Below are 20,430 nucleotides of genomic sequence, written 5' to 3'. Positions count from 1 at the left end.
AAGCTGCCCGCAAAACAGTGATGTATGCTGAAAAAGACAGTTTTAACCTTTTCGTTCTTAACCTTAATTACTACCTTTTACGGCTTCAATGCCCGCATGAGCGTTCCGATGGACGGAACGCAGCAGTCGGACGAGACGGTGGACTCCGCGACGGCCTCCCCCTATCTCGACGACGCACCGGTAATCTCGGCCTACGATGGCCTGATTCGCTCCATCAGCGAGCGTGAGGGCAACGATTGGCGGCTGATGAGTGCCATAGCCTACCACGAATCGCGCTTTACGCCCGATATCGTGTCGCGCAGCGGAGCGCGCGGTCTGATGCAGATTATGCCCTCCGTAGCGCGTCAGTTCGACGTTCCGGTCGAGCAGATTGCCGACCCCGAGACGAACGTCTGGCTGGCCAACCGACTGATGTCGACGATTCAGTCGATGCTCCGCTTCCCGCAGGGAACTTCGGAAAAGGACCGGATGAGCATCGTGCTGGCCTGCTACAACGGCGGAATCGGTCATGTGAACGATGCCCGCCGACTCGCGCGGCTCAACGGCGAGAATCCCAATTCATGGGAGGTCGTTTCGCGCTACCTTGAGCTCAAGGCGCAGCCCGAGTACTATGAGAACGACGCCGTCAAGTGCGGCAAGTTCACGGGTGTCGCGCAGACGAGAGCCTATGTCAACGACGTAATCGGTCGTTACGATACATATTGCCGTCTTGCCCGCCGTTAGCGGCGTGCGAGGGGCATAACCCGGGAGGGACTCCGCTTCTGTCAGGATGCAGAGTCCCTCTTTTTTGTGCCTGTTCCTCCCGCTGTCTTCCCGCCTTCTTTTCGCCTTTTCCCTTGCTTCGCTTCCTGCAACCCTTTGCCCGTTCTCAGCCTCTTTTTCCGCACGGGTTTCTTCCGCCGAGCCTTTTCAGCCGGGTTCCTTCCGCCGTCTCTGCTCTCTTCACCCTCTTTTCTTCCGTTTTCAGCCTGTTTCTGCCCGTGCAGACCAGCCCTCCCCCATGTCGCCTCTTCGGCCCTCAGAGGCAAGAAAAAGCCCGGTGACCGTCGGGTTACCGGGCTCGGTATGGCTGCGGCCTCGGGCCGCATCAGTCGTAGATGAGTTCGAAGTCGTCCACCCACAGTTCGCTCTTGTCGCAGCCGGTGAAGTAGTCGCCCCAGCGCGACGACGAGCAGACGATGAGGATGTGGGTCGGCACGCGGTCCGTCGAGGTGTACTCAATCGGGATGGTGAACTCGGTCCATTCGTCGATGTTCTCCACCATCACCTTCTCGCCGTAGCCCACTACGTCGGGCCCCTGCGCATTGAAGAACGAACTCTTGTCACCCGTGTAGACGGCAATCGGAACGTCGTTCGTACCGTAGAAGTCGCGCGTGATGTAGTCGACCCAGACACCGTACTTCTCGGGGGTCCACGTACCCAGCGCGATGTAGATGATGCCGTTGTCGTCGGTCACACCCTGCTGGATGTCCACACCGACCGGAACGCTGCCCACGCGGTTGATTTTGCCCCCCTTGAACTTAACCCATCCGTGGAGTGCCGTCGGACGGTAGCCGCACGGGCGGCCGAATCCCACCACGCCGTTGGTTCCCTTCGTGGCGAAGTACTCGCCCGTGAAGAGGTTTCCGGCCGCGAACTTCAGCACCACCCACTTCGAGGTGAGGTGTGCCGAGCGGGTGCCCGTCGAACCGGGCCGCGGGTTGTTCTCGGGAATCGAGATGTTGTCCGACTCGCTGAGTGTCGTCGAACCCTTGTTGCCCGTATCCCAGAAGGGTGTCCCGCCGTCGAGCAGGTAGGGCAGCCAGTATTTGCGCTTGGGGGTGATGTTGAGGTCGGGCGCCGTCCACTCCTCGAAGCCACCGTTGGGGAGTGTCCAGGTCGCCTCGGTGCGGACGCTGCGGGGCTCCGACAGGTCGTCGTCGGCATAGGCCACCACCTCGTAGTCGGTCTCGGCCTCGGCCTTGAGGCGGGCCTTGAAGCTGCCGCCGTCGACCTCGACGTCGGGCACCTCCAGCCACTCCTCCGACCCCTTCACACGGTAGCGGAAGCCCATCTTGCGCCCCTCGACACCGGCGCCGTAGAGCCAGATGACCTTGCTCCAGGCGTCGACCTGTGTCAGCATGACCGTCACGTCGACGGGAACGACGTGGAGAATCCACCGCTCGGTCTGCCCGAAGCAGGTGACGTCGACGAAGCGCACCGTCTCGAAGCTCGTTCCCGAGAGCTCTTCGAGCGTCGGCGAGTAGGTGGTGATGTCGGCCGGTCCGAGCTTGAGTTCGTTGACCTGCAGCGCGCTGAGGTCCGTTCCCTGGGGTACGTTGGCCACCACCGTGCGGTTGGGCACGTCGAACTGCGACGCTCCGATTTGTCCCGCCACGCTGAAGCGGCGCTCGATGTTCTGCTCGGCCACGATGCTCCACTCGAAACTCTGGTAGAGCGACAGCGTCACGTAGAGCGGCGTGCGGAGGTCGAACGTGCCGGTCAGCTCGCGCGACGAGCGCACCTGGGCGAGCAGCTCCTCGTTCGTCAGGCTTGTGCTGTGCGAGACCACGCCGAGCGTCACCTTGTCGATTTCGACGGCGCCCATGTCGGTCTGCTCCTCGAGCGAGAGGGTGACGGTCCGCGTCGTCACGTCAATCGACGCGACGGTGACCCCGCGCCCCTCGACCCCCGTGATGTTGATTTCGACCTCGGGGTAGGGTATGTCGTTCTTGATGCACGACTGCGCCAGCAGGGCCGCTGCGGCCAGCAGGGCGGTCAGGTATCTTTTCAATCTCATCCTATTATAACTTTTTCTTGTCCCACAGGTGGATGGTCATTCCGAAATTGATGGAGAATATGTTGAGCTTGAACTTCATGTTCGACGACTGGCGCGAGCCGATTTTGTTGCCGTCGGCATCCTTCTGCGTCACGTTGGTGTACTGGATGCCGCCCAGTCCGAATGAGATGGTGGCGCAGACGTTGGGGAAGATGTAGACTGCCGCGCCGGGGTTGAAGCCCAGCTTGAGCTGCGAGTTCTCGCTGTAGGTGCGCTTGATTTGGCCGCTCGTCTCGTAGGCGAACTGCGTGTTGCCGGTCGAGAACGAGAGTTCGAACTCGGCAAAGAGGCCGAAGCGCCCCTTGGGGTCCAATCCGGCGTAGGAGCGGTGGAACAGACCGAAGGAGTAGTTGTCGCTCTGCAGGTTGACATAGGGAATCTCGGCCGAGATGTCGTTCGATTCGCCCATGTCGAAGCGCATGTTGTTGAGCGTTCCGTCGATGTGCGTGTATCCGAAGCGGACGCCGATGCAGCGGTTGTCGCGGTAGAAGTAGCCGGCGAAGGGGCGCACCGAGGCCATCGTACCGTCGGCGTTGATGTTGTCGAGGATAATCATGAAGTCGGTGTCGTCGCTCGTCAGGGTGCCGTACGAGGCCGTAAGGCCCATCATCACCTCGCCCTTGTAGGCGAACTTCAGCTTGTTGATTTCACGGTCGATGCGCCGGCGCGTGGGGAGGAAGTGCCGCTTCGTCTTGCCGGCTTCGGCACCCGACATCCGCAGCGAATCTTCCGCTGCGGGCCTTGCGGCATCGGGCACCGTTTCGGCCGTTGCGCCGAGCAGGGTGAAGAGGGTCAGAATCGTGAAGAGTATCGTCTTTTTCATGCGCGTGCCGTTTTAGAGGTAAAAGGCCATGCCGAGGCCAATCGAGAAGATGTTGACCTTGAAGTTCATCATGCTTGCCGAGCGTTTGCCGACGGTCACCTGGTTGTGGACCTGCTTGGTGTGGGAGTAGGAGATACCCATCACGCCGACATTCACCTCGACGGCCATGTTGTTCGTTGCGAAGGCCACGATACCGGGCGAGAAGCCCAGCGAGAGCGAGTAGCCCGTCTCGTAGGTGCCCTTCACGGGCGAGTCGTTGGCAAAGCGGGCCTGCGAACCGCCCACCGAGAGCTGCGTCTCGTTGAAGAGCGCGAAGCGCTTGCTGCGCCCCAGCGGGATGTACTGCCGCCAGATGGCCGAGATGGTGTAGGAGTGCTTGAGCGAGTAGAAATCCTTGGCCTGGAGGTTGATGCCCGAATCCTCATCGCCGAGGCTCAGGTTGGCCTTGTCGAGCTTGAGCAGCGTGCGCCCGTAGGCGAAACGTGCGCCGAGCGCCATGTTGTTGCGGAAGGCGTAGGCCACCATCGGGCTGATGCGGAAGGTGTAGCCCTCGGATTCGATGCCCTCGATGACCAGAAAGCGGTACGAGTCGTTCGAGTGGGCCGAGTAGGAGGCCGTACCACCGAAAATCCACTGTCCGCGCGGCACGAAGAGGTTGTGCGTGTCGGTCAGGCCGCGCTGCCGGCGCTTCTCGTTGATGGTCATGGGGCGCAGCTCGGTCTTTTGGGTCGTCCGGGCGTCGGCGGCCTCCTCGGAGGCCATCTCCTCGGCGGCCGTCTCTTCGGCCGCTGCAAGCGGGTTGCGGTGCGGCTCCTGGGCCCGGAGCGCCGGGGTCGTGCCCAGCAGCGCCGCGAGCGCGAGCAGCAGTGAGTATGTCAGTATGCGCATGGATGCGTGCGTTTGTGTCGTTAGTAAACCCATTCGAAGTCGTCGACGTAGAGTACGTTCGACGTGCAGCCGAGCATGTACTCGCCGTAGGCGTTGGCCGAGCAGGAGATGACGATGGCGTATTTGCCCGAGGGGCGAGCCGTGCGGTCGTAGAAGTGGAACTCGATGTCGCGCGTGAGCATGGCGTCACCCTCGGTGTTGCCGTCGAGCGTCAGCATCGCGTAGCCGATGATGGCCCCCTCGTCGGTGCTCTGCATGGTCGTGGGGTTCCAGGCGCCGGTCGGGGCGCTGGTGCCCGACGATACCTTGTGGCGGGCGCTCCAGTCGACGATGCAGGCGTAGATGGTGGCGCGGTCCTGGTCGCCGCTCTTGATGGGCGGTCCGGCGTAGCCCTTGTCGTTGTTGACGATGCCGACCGTGGCGTGGTACTTCACGCGCATGGCACGCGGCCGCGCCTGCCAGGTGTAGGGCTGTCCGAACTCCACCACGCCGGTGGTCAGACCGTCCTTGTAGAAGAGGCCCGAGAGGAGGTTGCCGGCGGCCAGACCCACCAGCGGAGGCGACGACGAGGCGAGCTTGGCGCAGTACGAGCCGCCCATTCCCGCAAAGGTGCCCTGCGAGCAGAGCGTCTTGGCGAAGGAGTTGTTGCCGCTGGCCCAGAACGACGAGTTGCTGCTTATCTCGACACCGAAGCAGGGGAGCGATGCGCTCTCCATCCCGCCGTCGGGGATGCTCTGTGTGGTCGAGGTCGTGAACGAGCCCTCGCCGCGGGGCGTTCCGTCGAGCGTGACGGCGTAGGCGTACTCTGCATTGGCGAAGATGCCGCTGCCGGCCGCCGGGGTGTAGACGGAGAGTCCACCCTCGTTGTTCGATTCGTTCCATTGCGGGGCGAAGGTGGCCGTGTAGAGGTCCTCGCCCGTACGGCTGCCGTCGAGCTGCTGCCACTCCTCGCTCACCGGCTCGCCGTTGGCCCGGGTGCGGCGCAGCGAGAAGCGCACAGCGGGGGTGTGGTCGTCGAAGACCATTGCGCGCAGCGTCATCGTGTTGTTCCAGAGGTCGTAGTCGCCCTCGCCAACCATGATGAGCCCCTCGAAGCGGAACTCGCTCGTGGCGGTGAGGTGGCCGCCATCCTCGTCGTCGATGTCGAAGGTGAGCGTCTGGCTGCCGGCCGGCAGCTGCGAGAGGAACTCCTCGCCGAGGGTCACCGTGAGTGACGTTTCGGAGGTGAGCTGCGCGGTGATGCCCGGCTCGGTGGGGTGGAGCAGGTCGTACTGCGCGTCACCCACGCGCAGCGTCGTCGACGAGAGCGCACCCATCGAGGTGATGAGGAAGCGGCGCTCGCCCGAGGTGTACTTCTGGACCGCCTTCATGTCGAAGCCGTCGCCCGTGATGGTGGGGTCGGGGCTGAAGATAATCGTATCGTCGTGGTCGTCGGTCGAGGTGTCGACCGTGAGCGTGAAGTCGATGAAGCCCGGCAAGTCCTCCGAGTAGCGGAACGAGAGCTGGTACTTGCCGGCGGCCTTCACGTCGTCGATGCGTCCCGACTTCTCGATGAGCCCCTTCTCGGGGTGTTCGCCGCGGAAGAGCCAGCTGAGCGAGGTCACCCCCTCGGGCAGCAGCAGGTAGCCCGTGCCGCTTTCGGTGAAGCGCAGCGCCGCGAGGGAGCCCTCTTCGGCAGCCGTCGGGTCGAGCTTGTCACCCGCGGCAACCCACGTGAGGTAGCCCTCGTTGAAGTTCTTGGCCACTGTGGGGTCGTAGCTGACCTCGACGACGGTGTTCCGCAGGCGGCACTCCACGTCGACGCGCGACGTCTGGCCCGCCGTGACGGTGAAGGACTCGGCGCCCCGGTAGCAGCGGGCGTCGAACGAGGCCGGAAGCTCTTCGCCCAGCTCCACCTCGATGCGGTAGTCGCCCGCCAGCAGCTCGAGCGAGGAGGGGAGCGCCTCCTGCGAGTCGTATTGGCGGATGAGCCCGCCGTCGGCGTTGTAGATGCGGACCGCAAGGTGCTCGAAGGGGTCGTATCCCCCCTCGTCGCTGCGCGTGGTCGAGAGCGCCATCTCCACGCGGCCGTACCCCTCCGTGCCTCCGGCCGTCTGCTCCTTCGAGCAGGAGCCTCCGCCGAGGAGCAGCCCCGCAAGCGCCGCAACATATAGAATGAGATGTTTCATCGCAGTCGTTCGTTTGTGTGGAATTACTTCCGGTTAATCAGATGGAGGGTCTTGCGCGTCGTGACGCCGTTGTCGTCGGTCACCGCCAGGTGGAACTTGTGCTCGCCGGCATCCATCATCATCAGGATGCTGACAAACTGCGTGATGTCGAACGACATGGGCGAGGTGACGTCGCTGCCGGTCTTGAAGCCGAAGCTTTGGAGCGTCTCGGCCAGCGCGCCGTCGACCGTGCAGAGGTCGAACGTCTCGGGAATGCCCACCGCACCGAGCATCGGGGCGAGCACCTCCGAGTCGATGTTCACCTCGAAGGCCTTGATGCCGTTCTCCGACTCGATGTCGACGACGATGGTCATGTCGGCCGACAGGTCATAGCTTTGGTCGATGTTGTAGCCGCGCCACGTGATGACGGGACCCGTCTGCGTGCCGCCCTTCTTCACCACGAGGGTCAGCGTCGCCTGCGTCGTCTTCCCGGCGGCGTCGCCCAGCGTCAGGGCGAAGGTGTGGGTGCCGGCGTATGTGTAGAGTTGCGGAATCTGGCGCGTGATGTCGAGCGTGAGTGCCTGCTGGCCCACCACCTGGCTGCCCAGCGGCAGTCCGAAGCTCGTCAGCACGGCTCCGGCCGTCGACGAGGCGTCGAGCGTGCAGAGGTCGAAGCTGCGGGGCAGCTGGATGCGGTCGAGCACCTCGAGCAGCGAGGCGTTGTCCGAGTCGATGGCCACGCCCAGCGAGGTGAGCCCTCCGGGGGCCGTCACCTTGAAGCGGAACGGCACGGTGCAGTTGCCCGTCTGGTCGAACATCGCGTCGGTGAGCGTGAAGGGCTGCGAGAGCTCCTGACCCTCCCATACGATGGCGGGGGCGTCCTCCGGTGCGTCGCCGCCGATGACCTCCTCCCAGAGTCCGTCGGTGCCGTTCACCTCGACCGTCTCGTCGAGCACGAAGTTGTCGACCTCGATGTCGAAGACCACGTCGCCCTTGTCGGCCCACTCGATGACGAGCGTGATTTTGCGCCACTGTCCCGCCTTGACGTTCGGGATGCTCTTGTTCAGCGTGACGGGCTTGCCCGTGTCGGCAAACGAGCCCGTGAGCTGGAATTCGAGCGTGTTGAGCTCCTTCTCGGGCAGGTAGTAGGCCGCGCGGGTCTCCTTCTTGCCGAATTCCATGCTCTTGTCACCCAGCGAGATGACGGCCTTCGTGTCGTTGCTCAGCATGTCGGCCAGGTCGGCCGAGAAGAGCATCGTCACCTTGATGTTGGCCAGCGTGCAGGTGATGTCGTCGAGCGTGGTGGTCTGCTCGCGCTCGATGACAAAATCCTTCGAGGCGGCATATACGGGCGCTTCCCACTCCACGTCGGGGAATTGCTCCTGCGAGCGGACCTTGAGCGTGTAGCTGCCCACCGGGAGTTCGTTCCGCTCCGCGGCCTTCCACTCGGCGTAGCTTTTGCTGGCGACCGATTCGCCGCGGGCGTTGACCACCTCGACGATGAAGTCGTCGACCTGGGGCGTCGCGGCCCGCGTTGCGGAGGCGTCGGCCGTGTCGTCGGGCATGGTCTCGGTCTCGCCGTCGTAAATCACCTTCATCTCCAGACCGCTCAGGCTCAGGTAGCCCACCTCGGTCGGGATGCCGTTGCCCGAATCGGGCTTCTTGGCGTAGTTGGGCTCTTCGTTGACGCATCCGGCCAGAAGCGCCGCGCTGGAGAGCATCGCAAGGCATTGGGTAAGAATTCGCATATGGAGTCTCATGTTTTATTGCTGAATGGAGTCGTCGTTGAGTTCCACCTCGATGACGCGGGTCTCGACGAGCAGGTCGTTGCCCTCTTCGTCCACCCCGATGTAGATGTTGAGCGTGGCGCTGCCGGCATCGGCCGCGTCGTACTCGAAGATGTGGCGCGTGCGGGGCGTGGTGGCCTCGAGCCGTTGCTCGGGGAAGTTGACCTCACGGCCCGAGTCGGTGCCCGTTGCGCTCTGGCGCCGTGCCGTGCCGTTGACGGCGAGCGACGTGGAGGCCGCCACGCAGAGCGGGTCGGTCTGGTCCGGGTCGCTGCCGCCCCCCTCGAAGGTGAACTCGAAGGTGTTGGACGACCCCGTGGTGACGCTGAAGCGGGCGTCGTGGAAGTATTTGCGGAACTGCTCCGTGGTGCGGACGAGCGCCTGCGAGTTGGCCACCGTGGCGGTGATGTGCTCCTCGGTGGTCTGGCGGGGCTGGATTTCGAACTCCCGCTCACCGGCGTAGCAGCGCTTGCCGAAGCCCTCCTGCGTGGGGTCGCCCCATGTTACGGTGGCCTTGTAGCTTCCCTTGGCGAAGAGCTCGTCGGCCGACGCAAAGGCGGCGAGCGTCTCCCAGCTGCGGTCGTAGTCCGTGCCCGTGATGCGGAGCGCGAACTCCTCGCCCGCGGGGGCCTCCGCGCGGGTCGAGACACCCGCGACGATGTCGTTGCTCGGCGTGCAGTGCAGCTCCAGGCGGCCGTAGCCCCCGGCCGAAGCCGCCGGTTCGTTGTTCGAACATCCGGCGCCGGCTGTGAGCGCGGCGGCGGAGAGTATGATGAGAAGTCGTTTCATGTGCAGCGGCGTTTAGTGTACGATGGATACCTTGACGTTGTCGATGTAGAGCCAGAAGTTGCCGTTGGCGCCGAAAATGGGGGCGTCGTTCATCGTCGAGCTGACGCTCCACGAGGCGCGCGTAAGGCTGGTGGCTGCCGGGATGACGAACGAGTTCTCATAGGAGATGCCGTCGTAGGTCTGGTTCTGGTTGCGGTCGGCGCCCTCGGTTGCGGGCAGCACGACGTTGCTCTCGACCAGGTTGGGGATGGCTACCGAGCCGGCCTGGAAGCCCTGCACGTCGGTGTAGCCGTAGCTGTAGACGGCCGTGCCGTTGCCGGGCCCGTCGTCGACGAGCTGGACCCACGACAGGCGCATCTTCATCGACCAGCGTCCGCCCTTGTAGTTGTAGGTGACGCGCACCGAGGGGCTCTTGCCTTCCTTGATGCCGCCCAGGGGGGCCGAATCAAGACGGGCGTTGTAGGTGTTCGAGGCAATCTGCTGGTTCTCGACGCGGGCGCAGATGCGCACCGCACCGTTGGCGCTGCCGGCGCCTCCCGCCTCGACGCCGATGCGGCTGCCGGTCCATCCCTGCGTCGAGAGGCCCCACTGGCTCAGGTCGATGCCCGTGCGGTCGCCCGAGACGACGTCGGTGCCGCCGACACCCGGGTTGTCCGACTCGCCGGTAGTCTGGTTGAGCGACGAAAAGTCCTCGAAGAGCAGGTAGGGGATGTCGAATGCCGGGATGACGTTGGTCTGGAAGGGGATAATCTGCGGCATGACGAACGAGCGGGTGAGCAGCGCGTTCTCCGACTCGAAGGTGACGGTGAAGGCGGCGCCCGAAATGCCTTCGGGCAGCTCGCGGAGCAGCAGGTCGCAGGGCTCCTCTCCGACCGTGAAGGTGTGCGTGTTGCTACCGTCGCCAAGGTCCATCCCCTCGGGGGCGGTCAGCGTGAAGCGCTGCACGGGTTCGCCGAGCGTCTCTTCGCCCGTGCCGTTGAGCGAGAAGCGCAGACGCGTGCCGCTCATGTCTGCCTCGGGCACATGGAGCCGGATGGGGGTGGTGTGCCCCTCGGCAAAGCTCTTGCCCGGCATGCGTGCCTCGACGGATTCGTAGTTGCGGCTGATGGCCTTGATGCGAATCTCCTCCTCGGTGGTGAAGTCGGCCGGGGCGATGATGGCCACCAGCGTGCTCCCCGCATCGACCGCCTGTTCCGGGCGCAGCGTCAGCTTGACGGCACCGCCCGTGAGCGACGGGGCAGCCCCGGCGTCGCGTAGGTCGATGTTCATCGTTCCGACTACGGCGCGCGGGAAGGTCAGCTCGAGCGCCTCAATCGGCTCGCCCAGAGCGTTGGAGGCGATGTCGATTTTCAGGACGTGTACCTTGTGCTTGAAGCGGAAGTTGACCTGCTCGCTGTTGTCGCCCTCCTGCAGGGCGCCGGCGCCCTGTACCGGGGTGGCCACCATCACGTCGTGACGGCCGTCGAAGCGGCCGTTCTGCTCCGACGCGATGACGTAGGAGGCGGTCGTGCCGCTTACCGATGCAGGTACGGGCGAGAGGGCGCAGTAGTCGTAGCTCCCTTCGGCCATGGGTTCGATTTGTGCCGTGAATTTGGCGTCGCCGTACTCCTGGTTGTAGTGCCAGAGGGCAAACTCCGAGCCAGAGAGCGTCGCTTCGCCCTCGGCGTTGAAGGCCCACAGGGCGATTTTGTCGCCCGTCGACCAGCGGACCGAGATGCCGTCGTCGCCCAGTTCGGTCATGGGCTTCACTTCAATCTGCGGGCCGGAGCCTACGGTGGCGGTGATGAGCCGGTCGGAAGATGCTCCGCCGCTCTCCTCTTTCGAGCAACCGAGCGCCAGCACGGCGAGTGCCAGCAGGATTGTCCGGGAGTGTATTCGCATAGAAATCTGTCTTTTATTGACTGTATGCAAAAATAGTCATATCGCCCTTCACGGGAAAATAATTTCAACGAACACCCCGATTTTCATCATGAACGCCCCGATTTTTCCCGTTTTTCTCCTTCGCGGAAAAAGAATTTTGGAGCAGAAAAGCCCTCCTTTCGGACACTCTTTTTAGCCCGATGGTCCAATATTGTTCGTTTTGGCATGCGGGGGCTTTGCTCCGTCTGCCCGGCTTTATTCCACCCCGTTCGTTCCCGCCACCGTTTCGTTTCGTTCGCCCCGTCACGTTTGTCCCGTCCGCCTCGTCCCGCCTCTCTGCCGCGCTCCGTTGTTCCGACTCCGGCGTTCGGCTGCGGCATCTGACAGCCGTCTCTGAATCGGCCGCAAAAAAGGCCCGCCCCTCGCGGGACAGGCCTTGTTCGGTTGCCGCAACCGGTTCGTACCGGCCGCCGGCTCTATTGCTGCTGCTTGACGTACTTGTCGAGCCAGCCGAAGAATTCGCGGTTCCAGACCATCGAGTTCTGGGGCTTGAAGACCTGGTGCGCCTCATCCTCGAACTCGACGAGCCGGGCCGGAACCCCCTGCAGCCGTGCGGCGGTGAAGGCCTCGAGTGACTGTGTGTAGGGGATGCGGAAGTCGTATTCGCCCGTGATGATGAGAATCGGCGTGTCCCACTTGCTGACGAACTTGTGGGGCGAGTTGGCGTAGGAGCGTTGCGCCGTGGCGTTCGACTTCTCCCAGTAGGCGCCTCCGTAGTCGTTGTTGACGAACCACAGCTCTTCGGTCTCGCCGTACATCGAGTCGAAGTCGAAGATGCCGCAGTGGGCGATGAAGGCCTTGAAGCGGTGCTCGTGGCAGCCGGCCAGGAAGTAGACCGAATAGCCGCCGTACGAGGCGCCCACGCAGCCCATGCGCGTCTCATCGGCCCACGGCTCGCGTGCCACGTCGTCGATGGCAGCCAGATAGTCGCGGATGTTCTGTCCCGAGTAGTCGCCCGAAATCTGGTCGAGCCACTCCTGTCCGAACGAGGGTACGCCGCGGCGGTTGGGCGCCACGACGATGTAGCCCCGGGCGGCCATCAGCTGGAAGTTCCAGCGGTAGCTCCAGCCGTTCGAGACGACGCTCTGCGGGCCGCCCTCGCAGTAGAGCAGCACGGGATACTTCTTCGCGGGGTCGAAGTCGGGCGGGAGGATGACCCACGTGAGCATCTGTTTGCCGTCGGTGGTCTTCACCCAGCGCTTCTGCACCTCGCCCATGCGGATGTGGTCGTAGATGTCGCGGTTGATTTCCGAAATCTGAGTGAGCGAACCGTCCGAGAGGCTCACCTCGAAGAACTCGGGGGCCGACGAGATGGTGGCACGCTCGGCCACCGCGCGGCCGCCGCCCGTCGAGAAGGACGTCAGGTCGTGGTCGCCCCGCGTGAGCACCTCCACGGGCGAGTGCCCCTCGTCGGTGAGCCGCACACGGCAAATCTGGTGCGTCGCCTCGATGGGCGCCACGAAGAGCAGCGTCGAGGCATCCTCCCAGACGACGTTCTGGGCGTTGTAGTCGAACTCGGTGGTGAGGTCCGTCATGGCGCCCGTCGTGGTGTCGTAGAGGAAGAGCCGCGCCTTGTCCGACTCGTTGCCGGCACGCCGCTGCGAGAGGAAGGCGATGTAGCGGTCGTCGGGCGACCAGACGGGATACTTGTCGTAGCCCGGGAGCTCGTTCGACTGGATGGTCAGCCCGCCGGGATAGTTGACGCTGTCCGGCTTGCAGATGTTCTGCGTCGTGCCCGAGGCCAGGTCGTAGACGAAGATGTCCGAGTCGGTCGAAACGGCGTAGCGCATGCCCGTCAGCGGCTTGCAGGTGTAGGCCAGCCGGGTGCCGGCGTTGTTCCATGCAATCTCGGCCATGTCAAAGTAGGGGGCCAGCGGGGCGTCCCACGCCGCCTCGGGGCCGAGGATGTCGACACCCTCGGAGGCCTTGCCGTCGGCGAGCTCGCCCACGAAGATGTGGCGGTAGCTCCCCTCGTCCCAGTAGTCCCAGTGGCGGGCCATCAGGTCGTCGTAGATGCGTGCCTTCGACTTGGGCATGTCGCGGTGCACGTCGGAGGAGCGGCGGTCGGCCACCTGCACCTGCTGCACCCACCAGATGTGCTGCTCGTCGGGGCTGATGCCGAAGCCCTCGACGGCGGGAGCTCCCTCCTGCAGCCCGGTCACCTGACGGGCGTTCGAGCCGTCGGCATCCATCACCCATACCTGCGACGAGCCGCTGCGCTCCGAGAGGAAGTAAATCCGGCTGCCGTCGGCATTCCAGCGCGGCGAGGAGCCCTCTGCAAGGCACTTGACCTGCTTCGAATCCATCTCTTCGACGTAGAGCGAGGTCGTGCCCCGGTTCTCGGCCATGTCGTACACGGTCTGGGCATAGAGCAGCCGCGTGCCGTCGGGCGAGAGCGACGAGGAGCCCGCGCGTTTCATTTTCCACATCACCTCGGGGGTGAGAATGCCCGCCTCGATTTCTTCGGGCGTGAGGGCGTTGTCGGTGGCCGCGCTTTGCGACGCCTGCTGGTCGCAACCGCTCAGGCCGATTGCTGCGACGACTGTCATGAGGAGCAATTTTTTCATTTCCTTACGGTTTCCTGATTGATTGAGTTTGAAATAAAATTTCTATTTTTGTGTCAAAATTCCTGCAATGACGCGAACGCTTTTCTTTGCGGACAAGTCCGTACTTTTTGCCGGCGAGCTCCCCGTGGGGGCCTCGTGCGACGTGATTCTGGAAAAGGGAACGGCCGTTTCACGTGCCAAGATACTGAAAATTCTCGAAACGAACAACAGCGTGGCCATCCTTTCGGACGACCCCGAGGGGGCCTTCCTCCGCTTTGCCGAGGAGTTCCTTCCGGTCGAGGCGGCGGGCGGCATTGCGGTGAACGGCCGCGGCGAGTGGCTGATGATTCACCGCAACGGGCGCTGGGACCTGCCCAAGGGGCACCTGGAGCCCTACGAGGAGCTGCCCGACTGCGCCGTGCGCGAGGTGGCCGAGGAGACGGGTGTCCGCTGCGAGGTGGTGCGGCCGCTCTGCCGGACCTACCACGCCTATAACCTCTACGGCAAGTGGGAGCTCAAGCGCACCTCGTGGTACGAGCTGCACGCACTCGACGGCGGCACCCCTTCGCCCCAGACCGAGGAGGGCATCGACCGCGTGGCGTGGTGCAATGCCGCCGAGGCGGAGCTTCATCTGCGCGACTCCTTCCCGACGATTCGCTGCGTGGCCCGCGCCATGATGGGGTAGTGCACCGGCCCGGTGCGCTGCTGCCGGCACGTTGCTGCCGGCGCCCGGTACCCCGACTGTCCGGGTACCCTAATTGCCTGCCGCCGCGGCGTCAGACTTCAACATACAACGAGCGGTCCGCTCCCCAGTCGGGAGCGGACCGCTCGTTTTGTAACGACTCCTGCGACAGCCTCCTCGTTGAGGCCGATGCCGCGGCCGGGGCGGGGCTCAGAACTGCGGCGCGCTGTTCATGGCGCGGGCGATGCCCTCGGCAATCTGGTCGATGGCACCCTGCAGCTTCGAGCCAATCATCATCCGCATCATCATGTTGAGCTCGATGTGGAGCACCAGCCGCATGCGGGTGTCGTTCTCGGCGACCGGATGCAGCTGAATCCAGAAGGCGAAGTCCATCGGCACGCCGCCGTCGTCGCCCACAATCTTCACTTTTTTCGGCGCCTCGCGCTCGGCCATGCGGAGCTTCACGGTGAAGCCCTTGGCCTTGAACGAACAGGTGTCTTCGGTGGCCTGCCACTCCTCGACCCGGTCGGCCAGGGCGGGGGTGAGGTTGTCGAAACGGCTGATGACGGCGTAAATCTGCTCCGCGGGGCGGAGAATCTGATGCTGTTTGGAGATGTATTCCTGCATGGATAGGTGTGTGTTGTAAGGTTCTGTTTTGCTCGTTTGCGGGCCGAATGGTTTCGTCTGCGGCCCGAATCGGCGGCAAATATACGAAAAGGCGGCTGCAGCGCCAAGCGAAAATGTACTTTTTCGGAGCGTATTCCGCCTTCTACCTCGGGGACGGCCGTTGCCGCCTGCCGCGTGGCTGCACCACGCCTTCGGGAGGGCAATGCACCGGCGTAGGAGCGGCAAGCGAAACAGAGCGGCGGACCCCATTGCGGGGCCCGCCGTCATGGGGAGCAGGGTGCATGCGGCACAACAAGGTGCGCCGCGCGGTGCGAAAGCCGGAGCTGTGGAGGTCGGGGCTGCCGCTCCGACGTCAGTCGATTTCGAAGGTGCGGCTCTGGTCGTCGTCGACCGTGATGCGCACGTTCATCGTATCTTCGGGCAGCAGCGACTCGATTTTCTCGGGCCACTCCACCAGACAGAGGTCCCCCGAATAGAAGTACTCCTCGTAGCCGAAGTCGTAGGCTTCGCGGATGTCGTTGATGCGGTAGAAGTCGAAGTGGAAGATGCGCTTGCCCGAGGGAACCGAGTACTGGTTGATGATGGCGAAGGTGGGGCTGGTCACCGTATCCTCCGAACCCAGGCGGGCGACGATTTCGCGGATGAGGGTGGTCTTGCCGGCACCCATGCCGCCGCGGAAGGCGACCACGCGGCGGCGTCCGAGCATCTCGATGACGGCGTCGGCTACCTCGCCCAGGTCCTCCTGCGAGGTGATGTGAATGGTTTTCATCATTATCTTTTGCGTATGTGTTGTCTGTTGTTGTTAATATGTTGCCGGCCTGTTGCGTTTGCCGGTTTCCGGTCCGTGGCGCACCCCTCCGTACGCCTCTTCCGGCCTCCGTGCCGGCTCGGGCCTCCCGTTTCCGGCTCTTGGCTCCCGTCTCCGGCTCCCGGTTTTCAGCCTTGTTCCCGGCTTCTGTCTCCGGATCCTGTCTCCGCTTTCGGCCCGGGCGTCTACAGCTTGGGCCTCAGCACGATGTAGGGGACAATCATCTCCTCCATCGAGATGCCGCCGTGCTGGAACGTGTTGCGGTAGTAGCGGATGTGGCGGTTGGCGTCGTTGTTGTAGACCAAAAAGTCGCTGTTGTAGGCGAAGATGTAGCTCGAGGTGAGGTTGCTCGACGGCAGCTGGATATCCTCCGGGCGCTGCACCTCGTATACCTCGCGCGAGTTGTAGGCCAGGTTGCGCCCCGTCTTGTAGCGCAGGTTGGCCGACGTTTCGCGGTCGCCCGTCACCTTCACCGGATTGTCGACGCGGATGGTGCCGTGGTCCGAGGTGATGATGACCGTGTGCCGGCGCTCGGCCAGCAGCTTGAGCATGGTGAAGATGTCCGAGTGCTCGAACCACGAACGGGTGAGCGAACGGAATGCCGCCTCATCCTCGGTCAGCTCGCGGATGATGTCCGTCTCGGTGCGGGCGTGCGAGAGGATGTCGAGGAAGTTGTAGACGATGACCGAAAAGTCGGCGTCGTAGACCTTCTGGATGTTGTCCACCAGCTTGCGCCCCTGCTCGGGACGGACCAGCTTGTCGAACGACAGCTTCCAGTTCTTGCCGTTGCGCGTCATCAGCCGGCGCAGGAACTCCTCCTCGTACTGGTTCTTGCCCCCCTCCTCGTTGTCGTTGAGCCACTTGTCGGGCATCAGCTTGTCGATGGCGAGCGGCATCAGACCGGCGAAAATCGCGTTGCGCGCATACTGGGTCGCCGTGGGGAGAATCGCGCAGTAGAAGTCGTCGAGCACCACGTCGTAGTAGCCGCGCAGCAGCGACGAAATCGACCGCCACTGGTCGTAGCGGAAGTTGTCGATGAGCATCAGCGTCGTCTTGGGGTGTTCGTCCACCACGGGGAAGATGTTCGTGCGCATGAGCATGTGCGACATGACGGGCGACTGCTCGTCGCGGCGGTTAATCCAGTTGTAGTAGTTGCGGCGGACGAACTTCGAGAACTCCTGGTTGGCTTCGCTCTTCTGGTAGGTGAGCACCTCCCTGATGCTCTGGTCACTCGACTCCGAGAGCTCGATTTCCCAGGTGGTCAGCTTGCGGTAGAGCGAGCACCAGTCGGCGAACGAGTCGGCCATCTGCAGCTGCGAGGAGATGCGGCCGAACTCGGAACGGTAGTCGGCCGTCGTCTGTTCGGTGACCAGCTGCTGCGAGTGGACGTTCTTCTTGATGGAGAGGAGCACCTGGTTGGGGTTGACCGGCTTGATGAGGTAGTCGGCGATTTTCGAGCCGATGGCCTTGTTCATGATGTTCTCCTCCTCGCTCTTGGTAACCATGATGACGGGCGTGGTGGGGCGCACCTCCTTGATTTTGGGAAGCGTCTCGAGCCCCGTCATGCCGGGCATCATCTCGTCCAGGATGATGAGGTCGTAGGAGCCTTCGGCAGCCATGTCGATGGCGTCGTAACCGTTGTTGCAGGTGTCGACCTCGTAGCCTTTCTGCTTGAGAAAGAGCACGTGGGGCTTGAGCAGCTCCACTTCGTCGTCGACCCAGAGTATCTTGACCATAGTTCGTTCGGTTAGGGATTACAAAAATAGCGATATTTACCATATTAACGCAAAAACCGCGCTATTTATTGAGTCCCCGTCCGGAGAAAGGGGCCTTGTGCCTTCCGGGCGGTGTTCGGGCGCTGCGGGGGATTGTCCGGCCGCCGGGATGGCCGTGCAGACGGCGGCTTTCCTTTCGGCGCTCAAATTTCCTTTCGATATCTTTTCTCGGCGGCGTGCTGCCTTTTTCGGTGCGTGCGCATGGAGGGCGTTCCGCCGGCGCGGGCGAACGACCGGACGGAGCGGGTTGCGGCCAAGGATGGCGCCAATCTGCCTGGTAGCGCAGCAATGAGTTGTGAAATAGAAGGTTGCATGCCGATGCGGACTCTTCCCGAAAGGCGCGAGTGATGTCGTTTCCGGCAGCGGTCATTTTTTTGCCCGATATTTGCTATTCCGCTGTCTTGCTGGCATCTGGCTGCCGAAACGAAAAAAATGAAAAAAAACGGCGGTTTGTTGGCAGATACATAAATTAAATGTATATTTGCAGTCTGAAAACCTGTAAGGGACTTAATTTTAATATCATAAGAAATATGACCAAGGCAGATATCGTAAGCGAAATCGCTAAGAGCACCGGCGTTGAGAAGGTGCAGGTACAGGCAATCGTCGAGGCTTTCATGGAGAGCATCAAGACTTCGCTGACCAATAATAATAATGTATACCTGCGCGGTTTCGGCAGCTTCATCGTCAAGAAGCGCGCAACGAAGGTGGCCCGCAACATCTCGAAGAACACCACCATCACCATTCCCGAGCACAACATTCCTGCTTTCAAGCCCGCAAAGAGCTTCGCAGCGAAGGTGAAATAACAAATTAATCCAAGAACCTCTTAAATTTTAAGCACTATGCCGAACGGAAAGAAGCATAAGCGTCACAAGATGGCCACGCACAAGCGTAAGAAGCGTCTGCGCAAGAACCGCCACAAGAAAAAGTAGGGTAGCACCTTTGTGCTAAACGATAGATAAAGCTAAAGGGGCCCCGGGCTCTTTTAGCTTTACCTGTTTTTTCTGCTGAGGCATCTCCCCGTGCGGGAGGTGTAATCCGAAAGAGCCGTTGCGGTTCGGCTCGCAATGAAACCGCACGCGGAGCTCTTCCGTCGATTCCACCATTGCTGTACGGGCTCCCGACGTCTTTGGAGCCTGCCGCCGCTCCATGTACCAAGCGCGGCCCCATACCCATTTCACCCACAGCGTCCGGCACCCGGGCGCGAATACGATATACATGAACAAGGAACTAATCGTTAACGTTAACCCGACGGAGATATCCATTGCCCTGTGCGAGGACAAGGTGCTGGTCGAGCTCAACAAGGAGCAGTGCCAGACGGGCTTCGCCGTAGGCGACATCTATCTGGGACGGGTGCGTAAAATCATGCCGGGTCTCAACGCGGCATTCGTCAACATAGGGCACGAAAAGGATGCCTTCATCCACTACCTCGACCTGGGAACGCAGTTCCCCTCGCTCCAGAAGATGGTCGAATCGCAGCAGCCCGGCAAGCGGGGGCTGCGCACCGAGACGATGAAACTCGAGCCGGCGCTCGACAAGAACGGCAAAATCTCGAGCTATCTGCAGGTCGGACAGAGCATCATGGTCCAGGTGGCCAAGGAGGCCATCTCGACCAAGGGTCCGCGTCTGACGTCGGACATCTCGCTGGCTGGCCGCAACGTGGTGCTGGTCCCCTTCTCGTCGAAGGTCTTCCTCTCGCAGAAAATCCGCTCGGCCGACGAAAAGAAGCGCCTGAAGCGGATTGCCGCCGCCGTGCTGCCCAAGAACTTCGGCGTCATCATCCGTACGGCGGCCATGGAGGCCAAGGATGAGGACATCGAACACGACATCCAGACGCAGATTGACCGCTGGCGCAAGACCGTGGCGGCCATCCGCAAGAATGCGGAGTCGGTTCCGGCCCAGCTCATGAGCGAGATGAGCCGAGCCAACACGATTATCCGCGATTCGCTTAACGACTCCTTCTCGCAGATTGCCGTCGACGACGAGGCGATGTACAACGAGATTCGCAACTACATCAAGCTCATCGACCCCTCGATGGTGAAAATCGTCAAGCTCTACAAGGGCAACGTGCCGATTTTCGACAACTTCGACATCTCGAAGCAAATCAAGTCGCTCTTTGCCAAGTATGTCTCGCTGCGGCGCGGCGCCTACCTCATCATCGAGCATACGGAGGCGATGAACGTCATCGACGTCAACTCGGGCAACCGTACCAAGGCCGAGGACAACCAGGAGCAGACGGCCATGGATGTCAATCTGGCGGCCGCCAAGGAGATTGCCCGCCAGCTGCGCCTGCGCGACCTGGGCGGCATCGTCATCATCGACTTCATCGACCTGCACAAGGCGCAGAACCGCCAGGCGCTCTACGACGAGATGGTCAAGCTCATGGCCACCGACAAGGCCAAGCATACGGTGCTGCCGCTCACCAAGTTCGGACTGATGCAAATCACGCGTCAGCGTGTGCGTCCGGTAGCCGTCGAGAGCGTCTCGGACGTCTGCCCCACCTGCAACGGTACGGGCAAAATCGAGCCCACGGTGCTGCTGGACAAGAAAATCGAGAACCAGATTTCGTTCCTCACGCTCGACCGCGGCCACAAGTACATCAAGCTGGTGGTGAGCCCCTACGTGGCCTCCTACCTGCGCAAGGGACTCTGGTCGCTGCGCCGCCGCTGGGAGTGGAAATACAAGGCGCGCATCCGCGTGGTCGAGGACCAGAGCATCGGCATCATCGAGGTCCACTACCACGACTGCAAGGACAACGACCTGATTAACATCAACAAGTGAGCCGACCGAAGCGACCGTCAGGCCGGGCGCCAAAAACCGTCG

Annotated in this window: 15 protein-coding genes; 4 read left to right on the top strand and 11 right to left on the bottom strand. The window is 62.5% G+C overall.

What is annotated here, in order from left to right; genetic code table 11:
* The first annotated feature begins 24 nt into the window (after nucleotides 1–24).
* Entirely contained in the window at nucleotides 25–723 is a 699-nt protein-coding gene (locus tag C8267_RS02725) for a transglycosylase SLT domain-containing protein (RefSeq protein ID WP_087360968.1), read from the top strand.
* Between the two features lie 364 nt (nucleotides 724–1,087).
* On the opposite strand, the gene C8267_RS02720 is transcribed toward C8267_RS02725, so the two are convergent.
* From C8267_RS02720 to C8267_RS02685, 8 genes are all read right to left on the bottom strand, one after another.
* The gene (locus tag C8267_RS02720; RefSeq protein ID WP_106633540.1) at nucleotides 1,088–2,779 is read right to left on the bottom strand and encodes a PCMD domain-containing protein; all 1,692 of its coding nucleotides are present in this window, start codon (nucleotides 2,777–2,779) and stop codon (nucleotides 1,088–1,090) included.
* A gap of 4 nt (nucleotides 2,780–2,783) precedes the next feature.
* Nucleotides 2,784–3,641: a hypothetical protein gene (locus C8267_RS02715; RefSeq protein WP_106633539.1), complete on the bottom strand. Its 858-nt coding sequence runs from the start codon at nucleotides 3,639–3,641 to the stop codon at nucleotides 2,784–2,786.
* A 12-nt stretch (nucleotides 3,642–3,653) separates the two neighbouring features.
* Nucleotides 3,654–4,529, bottom strand: coding sequence for a hypothetical protein (locus C8267_RS02710; protein ID WP_106633538.1), 876 nt, complete (start codon nucleotides 4,527–4,529; stop codon nucleotides 3,654–3,656).
* Between the two features lie 20 nt (nucleotides 4,530–4,549).
* Nucleotides 4,550–6,697: a DUF4493 domain-containing protein gene (locus C8267_RS02705; protein WP_106633537.1), complete on the bottom strand. Its 2,148-nt coding sequence runs from the start codon at nucleotides 6,695–6,697 to the stop codon at nucleotides 4,550–4,552.
* A 23-nt stretch (nucleotides 6,698–6,720) separates the two neighbouring features.
* A complete protein-coding gene (locus C8267_RS02700) occupies nucleotides 6,721–8,424 on the bottom strand; it encodes a DUF4493 domain-containing protein (RefSeq protein ID WP_106633536.1) in 1,704 nt (567 codons plus the stop codon).
* Between the two features lie 15 nt (nucleotides 8,425–8,439).
* On the bottom strand, nucleotides 8,440–9,252 hold the full coding sequence (locus tag C8267_RS02695) for a DUF4493 domain-containing protein (RefSeq protein WP_106633535.1): 813 nt from the start codon (nucleotides 9,250–9,252) through the stop codon (nucleotides 8,440–8,442).
* Nucleotides 9,253–9,264: 12 nt separating this feature from the next.
* On the bottom strand, nucleotides 9,265–11,133 hold the full coding sequence (locus C8267_RS02690) for a fimbrillin family protein (RefSeq protein WP_106633534.1): 1,869 nt from the start codon (nucleotides 11,131–11,133) through the stop codon (nucleotides 9,265–9,267).
* Between the two features lie 455 nt (nucleotides 11,134–11,588).
* Nucleotides 11,589–13,739 (bottom strand): S9 family peptidase, encoded by a 2,151-nt coding sequence (locus C8267_RS02685; RefSeq protein ID WP_106633533.1) that lies wholly within the window; start codon nucleotides 13,737–13,739, stop codon nucleotides 11,589–11,591.
* 67 nt (nucleotides 13,740–13,806) lie between these two features.
* Here C8267_RS02685 and C8267_RS02680 point away from each other — a divergent pair, with 67 nt between their 5' ends.
* A complete protein-coding gene (locus C8267_RS02680) occupies nucleotides 13,807–14,403 on the top strand; it encodes an NUDIX hydrolase (protein WP_106633532.1) in 597 nt (198 codons plus the stop codon).
* A 207-nt stretch (nucleotides 14,404–14,610) separates the two neighbouring features.
* Here C8267_RS02680 and C8267_RS02675 read toward each other — a convergent pair whose 3' ends face one another.
* The 3 genes from C8267_RS02675 to C8267_RS02665 all read right to left on the bottom strand — a co-directional run bounded on the left by C8267_RS02675 (nucleotide 14,611) and on the right by C8267_RS02665 (nucleotide 17,571).
* Nucleotides 14,611–15,027, bottom strand: a complete 417-nt coding sequence (locus tag C8267_RS02675) for an SRPBCC domain-containing protein (RefSeq protein WP_087360949.1) — start codon at nucleotides 15,025–15,027, stop codon at nucleotides 14,611–14,613.
* 352 nt (nucleotides 15,028–15,379) lie between these two features.
* The gene (gene tsaE / locus C8267_RS02670; protein WP_087361277.1) at nucleotides 15,380–15,796 is read right to left on the bottom strand and encodes a tRNA (adenosine(37)-N6)-threonylcarbamoyltransferase complex ATPase subunit type 1 TsaE; all 417 of its coding nucleotides are present in this window, start codon (nucleotides 15,794–15,796) and stop codon (nucleotides 15,380–15,382) included.
* A 224-nt stretch (nucleotides 15,797–16,020) separates the two neighbouring features.
* Nucleotides 16,021–17,571: a T9SS response regulator signal transducer PorX gene (locus C8267_RS02665; RefSeq protein WP_106633531.1), complete on the bottom strand. Its 1,551-nt coding sequence runs from the start codon at nucleotides 17,569–17,571 to the stop codon at nucleotides 16,021–16,023.
* A 569-nt stretch (nucleotides 17,572–18,140) separates the two neighbouring features.
* Between C8267_RS02665 and C8267_RS02660 the strand changes: the two genes are divergently transcribed.
* Both C8267_RS02660 and C8267_RS02655 read left to right on the top strand, forming a co-directional pair.
* On the top strand, nucleotides 18,141–18,413 hold the full coding sequence (locus tag C8267_RS02660; RefSeq protein ID WP_087360945.1) for an HU family DNA-binding protein: 273 nt from the start codon (nucleotides 18,141–18,143) through the stop codon (nucleotides 18,411–18,413).
* Nucleotides 18,414–18,825: 412 nt separating this feature from the next.
* Nucleotides 18,826–20,388 (top strand): Rne/Rng family ribonuclease, encoded by a 1,563-nt coding sequence (locus C8267_RS02655; RefSeq protein ID WP_106633530.1) that lies wholly within the window; start codon nucleotides 18,826–18,828, stop codon nucleotides 20,386–20,388.
* Nucleotides 20,389–20,430 lie beyond the last annotated feature (42 nt).

Source organism: Alistipes sp. Marseille-P5061 (genome assembly GCF_900290115.1).
Classification (GTDB): Bacteria; Bacteroidota; Bacteroidia; order Bacteroidales; family Rikenellaceae; genus Alistipes; species Alistipes excrementigallinarum.
Note: the sequence above shows the minus strand (reverse complement) of the source record. Positions and strands in the feature narration are given on the sequence as shown.

Coding starts and splice junctions, on each gene's coding strand:
- C8267_RS02725 (WP_087360968.1), top strand. CDS start 25: ATGCTGAAAAAGACAGTTTTAACCTTTTCGTTCTTAACCTTAATTACT.
- C8267_RS02720 (WP_106633540.1), bottom strand. CDS start 2,779: ATGAGATTGAAAAGATACCTGACCGCCCTGCTGGCCGCAGCGGCCCTG.
- C8267_RS02715 (WP_106633539.1), bottom strand. CDS start 3,641: ATGAAAAAGACGATACTCTTCACGATTCTGACCCTCTTCACCCTGCTC.
- C8267_RS02710 (WP_106633538.1), bottom strand. CDS start 4,529: ATGCGCATACTGACATACTCACTGCTGCTCGCGCTCGCGGCGCTGCTG.
- C8267_RS02705 (WP_106633537.1), bottom strand. CDS start 6,697: ATGAAACATCTCATTCTATATGTTGCGGCGCTTGCGGGGCTGCTCCTC.
- C8267_RS02700 (WP_106633536.1), bottom strand. CDS start 8,424: ATGCGAATTCTTACCCAATGCCTTGCGATGCTCTCCAGCGCGGCGCTT.
- C8267_RS02695 (WP_106633535.1), bottom strand. CDS start 9,252: ATGAAACGACTTCTCATCATACTCTCCGCCGCCGCGCTCACAGCCGGC.
- C8267_RS02690 (WP_106633534.1), bottom strand. CDS start 11,133: ATGCGAATACACTCCCGGACAATCCTGCTGGCACTCGCCGTGCTGGCG.
- C8267_RS02685 (WP_106633533.1), bottom strand. CDS start 13,739: ATGAAAAAATTGCTCCTCATGACAGTCGTCGCAGCAATCGGCCTGAGC.
- C8267_RS02680 (WP_106633532.1), top strand. CDS start 13,807: ATGACGCGAACGCTTTTCTTTGCGGACAAGTCCGTACTTTTTGCCGGC.
- C8267_RS02675 (WP_087360949.1), bottom strand. CDS start 15,027: ATGCAGGAATACATCTCCAAACAGCATCAGATTCTCCGCCCCGCGGAG.
- tsaE (WP_087361277.1), bottom strand. CDS start 15,796: ATGAAAACCATTCACATCACCTCGCAGGAGGACCTGGGCGAGGTAGCC.
- C8267_RS02665 (WP_106633531.1), bottom strand. CDS start 17,571: ATGGTCAAGATACTCTGGGTCGACGACGAAGTGGAGCTGCTCAAGCCC.
- C8267_RS02660 (WP_087360945.1), top strand. CDS start 18,141: ATGACCAAGGCAGATATCGTAAGCGAAATCGCTAAGAGCACCGGCGTT.
- C8267_RS02655 (WP_106633530.1), top strand. CDS start 18,826: ATGAACAAGGAACTAATCGTTAACGTTAACCCGACGGAGATATCCATT.